4 protein-coding genes are annotated in these 3,296 nt (G+C 72.1%); all 4 read right to left on the reverse strand.

Going from position 1 to position 3,296, the window contains the following annotated elements:
• Window positions 1-618: 618 nt before the first annotated feature.
• Window positions 619-1,176: a SigE family RNA polymerase sigma factor gene (locus EHS43_RS40790; RefSeq protein WP_057609235.1), complete on the reverse strand. Its 558-nt coding sequence runs from the start codon at window positions 1,174-1,176 to the stop codon at window positions 619-621.
• 195 nt (window positions 1,177-1,371) lie between these two features.
• Window positions 1,372-2,541 carry a lipid-transfer protein gene (locus EHS43_RS40795; RefSeq protein ID WP_125195579.1) on the reverse strand — a complete coding sequence of 390 codons (1,170 nt, stop codon included), beginning with the start codon at window positions 2,539-2,541 and terminating at the stop codon, window positions 1,372-1,374.
• Window positions 2,538-2,927, reverse strand: coding sequence for a MaoC family dehydratase (locus EHS43_RS40800; RefSeq protein ID WP_125195580.1), 390 nt, complete (start codon window positions 2,925-2,927; stop codon window positions 2,538-2,540). Before EHS43_RS40800 ends, EHS43_RS40795 begins: the two co-directional genes overlap by 4 nt.
• On the reverse strand, window positions 2,924-3,296 hold a 373-nt coding region (locus tag EHS43_RS40805; RefSeq protein WP_148104239.1), incomplete at its 5' end, for a Zn-ribbon domain-containing OB-fold protein. The genes EHS43_RS40805 and EHS43_RS40800, both read right to left, overlap by 4 nt.

Genomic DNA, 3,296 nt, shown 5'->3' on the forward strand with positions numbered 1-3,296 from the left:
GTTCCGGGCGACGGGTCGCGGCGGGCACACGCCCGTCCCGGGCAACGACTCTCGGGGAGTACGCGTCCGTCCCGGGCGACGATTCACGGCGGGCGCGAGGCCGTTCCGGGCGACGGGTCGCGGCGGGCACACGCCCGTCCCGGGCAACGACTCTCGGGGAGTACGCGTCCGTCCCGGGTGGCGATTCACGGGGGGCACGCGTCCGTCCCAGGTGGCGATTCACGGCGCGCGCGAGGCTGTTCCGGGGGATGAATCGCGGCGGGCACACGCCCGTCCCGGGTTGCGATCACGGGGGACACCCGCCCGTCCGGGGCGGCGATCTGCGGCGGGCACGCGCACGTCCCCGGCGATGATTCACGGCAGGCGCGTGGCTGTTCCGGGTAGGGACTTCCGCGGAGCCGAGGGCACGGCGGGGATGAACCCAGGCCGCTGGCCGTCGGCCGAGAAACCCCGTGCAGGCCACTGGTGGTCGACCGACAAGCCCACCGAGAACACTGGACCACGACCGACAAGCCCGCCCCAGCCACAGCCACTGGACGTCGATCGACAAGCCCCGCCCAGCCACGGGCCGTCAGCCGACAAACTCCGCCCAGGCCACAGAACCCCGACGCAGACCCCCTACCGGGCCAGTACCAGTTCCGGGTCCTCGCGGAGCTTGCCCAGGGCGCGCGACACCGCCGACTTCACGGTGCCCACGGAGACCCCGAGGACCTCGGCCGTCTGCACCTCGCTGAGGTCCTCGTAGTACCTGAGGACGACCATCGCCCGCTGCCGGGCCGGCAGTTTCATGATCGCCCGCCACATCGCGTCGTGCAGCGCCTGCTGCTCGGCGGGGTCGTCGTCACCGGGCACGGGATCGGGCTCGGGGATCTCGTCGGTCGCGAACTCGTCGACCTTGCGCTTGCGCCACTGCGAGGTGCGCGTGTTCAGCAGGGCCCGGCGCACATAGCCGTCGAGGGCCCGGTGGTCCTCGATGCGCTCCCAGGCGACGTAGGTCTTGGTCAGGGCGGTCTGCAGCAGGTCCTCCGCGTCGCTCGGGTTCGCGGTCAGCGACCGGGCGGTACGCAGCAGCACCGGCTGGCGGGCCTTCACGTACGAGGCGAACGAGGGGTACGCGAGGGTCTGCGTCGCCGGTACGGCGGCCTTCGAAGCGCTGGTGCAGACGGGTGTGGTCATGGCTCCACGCTAGATTCGCGACCGGCCTCGCTCATCGGCCACAGGTCCCGAAGAGGACTCCCCCTCAGGTTGTAGAGGTGGTGCTGACTCCACCTCCTGAAGGTGGACGAGGGAGTGCCATCTACTGCGGGTTCACCCCTCAGGGTCTGAGGGCCTCGGGGCCTGGGGGCCTCAGGGTCTGAGGGCCCTGGGACGTCACCCGTCCGACGACGTGAGCACCAGCCCGGACGTCGGCACGCCCGTCCCCGCCGTCACCAGGACCCGTCCCGCCTCCGCCACCTGGTTCGCCGCCGTCCCCCGCAGCTGCCGTACGGCCTCCGCGATGCCGTTCATGCCGTGGAGGTAGGCCTCCCCCAGCTGGCCCCCGTGGGTGTTGAGGGGGAGCGCGGCCCGGCGTACGAAATCCGCGGCCTCGCCCCTGCCGCAGAAGCCGAACTCCTCCAGCTGCATGAGAACGAACGGGGTGAAGTGGTCGTACAGGATCGCCACGTCGATGTCCTCGGGGCCGAGGCCCGAGGTGCGCCAGAGCTGGCGGGCGACGACGTTCATCTCGGGCAGGCCGGTGAGGTCGTCGCGGTAGAAGCTGGTCATCTGTTCCTGGGCGCGGCCCGCGCCCTGGGCGGCGGCCGCGACGACTGCGGGCCGGTGGGGGAGGTCACGCGCGCGTGCGAGGGACGTGACGACGATCGCCTGGCCGCCGTCGGTCTCCTGGCAGCAGTCGAGCAGCCGGAGCGGCTCGACGATCCACCGCGAGGCGGCGTGGTCGGCCAGGGTGATGGGGCGGCCGTGGAACCAGGCCGCCGGGTTGGTGGCCGCGTACGCCCGGTCGGTCACCGCGACATGGCCGAAGGCCTCCGGGGTGAGGCCGTGGGTGTGCAGATAGCGCTGGGCCGCCATCGCCACCCAGGAGGCCGGGGTGAGCAGGCCGAAGGGGAGGGACCAGCCGAGCGCTGCCCCCTCGGCGGAGGGTTCGCGGTGCTGGACTCCGGAGCCGAAGCGACGGCCGGAGCGTTCGTTGAAGGCGCGGTAGCAGACGACGACCTCGGCCACGCCCGCCGCGATCGCGAGCGCCGCCTGCTGGACGGTCGCGCAGGCCGCGCCGCCGCCGTAGTGGACGCGGGAGAAGAAGGACAGCTCGCCGATCCCGCAGGCCTGGGCGACGGTGATCTCCGGGCTGGTGTCCATGGTGAAGGTGACCATGCCGTCCACGTCGGCCGGCGTCAGCCCCGCGTCGTCGAGCGCCGCGCGGACCGCCTCGGCGGCCAGGCGCAGTTCGCTGCGGCCGGAGTCCTTGGAGAACTCGGTGGCCCCGATCCCGGCGATCGCGGCGAGGCCCCCGAGCCCGTCGCGCGCGCGTGCGCTCATGCGGCGTCCCGCAGACAGAAGGTGACCGTGCCCGTCACGTGGTTGCCGATGCCGTTGGTCCCCACGATCCGGACGGTCGCGCCGGCACCTTCGACGGCCTCTATGGTCCCGCGCAACACCATGGTGTCGCCGGGGTAGTTGGGCGCGCCCAGCCTGATGGCCACCTTCTTGAGCTCGGTCCGCGGGCCGAAGTGGTCGGTGATGTACCGCCCGACCAGGCCGTTCGTCGTCAGGATGTTCATGAAGATGTCCGGGGAGCCCTTGTGGCGGGCCGCCTCCGGGTCGTGGTGCACGTCCTGGTAGTCCCGGGAGGCGATCGCACCCGCGACGATCAGCGTGCGGGTCACCGGGATCTCCAGGGGTGGCAGTTCCTCTCCCGCTCTCATACGGCGGCCTCCTCGGCGACGGCCTCTTCCGCGACAACCTCTTCCGCGACGACCTCTTCGGCGGCGCGGAAGACCGGAAGGGTGAGGTCACCGTCGTACGACTGGAAGACGAGCCGTACCGGCATCCCGATCCGCACCTTGTCGTACGGCGTACCGACCACGTTGCTGATCATCCGCACGCCCTCGGCGAGTTCGACGAGCACGACGGCGTAGGGAGGGTCGAACGCGGGGAAGGGCGGGTGGTGCATGACGACGTACGAGTAGACGGTCCCCTCGCCGCTCGCCTCGACGGTGTCCCAGTCGGGGCCGCCGCAGCGGGCGCAGCCCGGCAGCCACGGGAAGCGGAGGGCCGCGCAGGCGGTGCAGCGC

The sequence above is a fragment of the Streptomyces sp. RP5T genome (genome assembly GCF_003933965.1).
Classification (GTDB): Bacteria; Actinomycetota; Actinomycetes; order Streptomycetales; family Streptomycetaceae; genus Streptomyces.

Coding starts and splice junctions, on each gene's coding strand:
- EHS43_RS40790 (WP_057609235.1), bottom strand. CDS start 1,176: ATGACCACACCCGTCTGCACCAGCGCTTCGAAGGCCGCCGTACCGGCG.
- EHS43_RS40795 (WP_125195579.1), bottom strand. CDS start 2,541: ATGAGCGCACGCGCGCGCGACGGGCTCGGGGGCCTCGCCGCGATCGCC.
- EHS43_RS40800 (WP_125195580.1), bottom strand. CDS start 2,927: ATGAGAGCGGGAGAGGAACTGCCACCCCTGGAGATCCCGGTGACCCGC.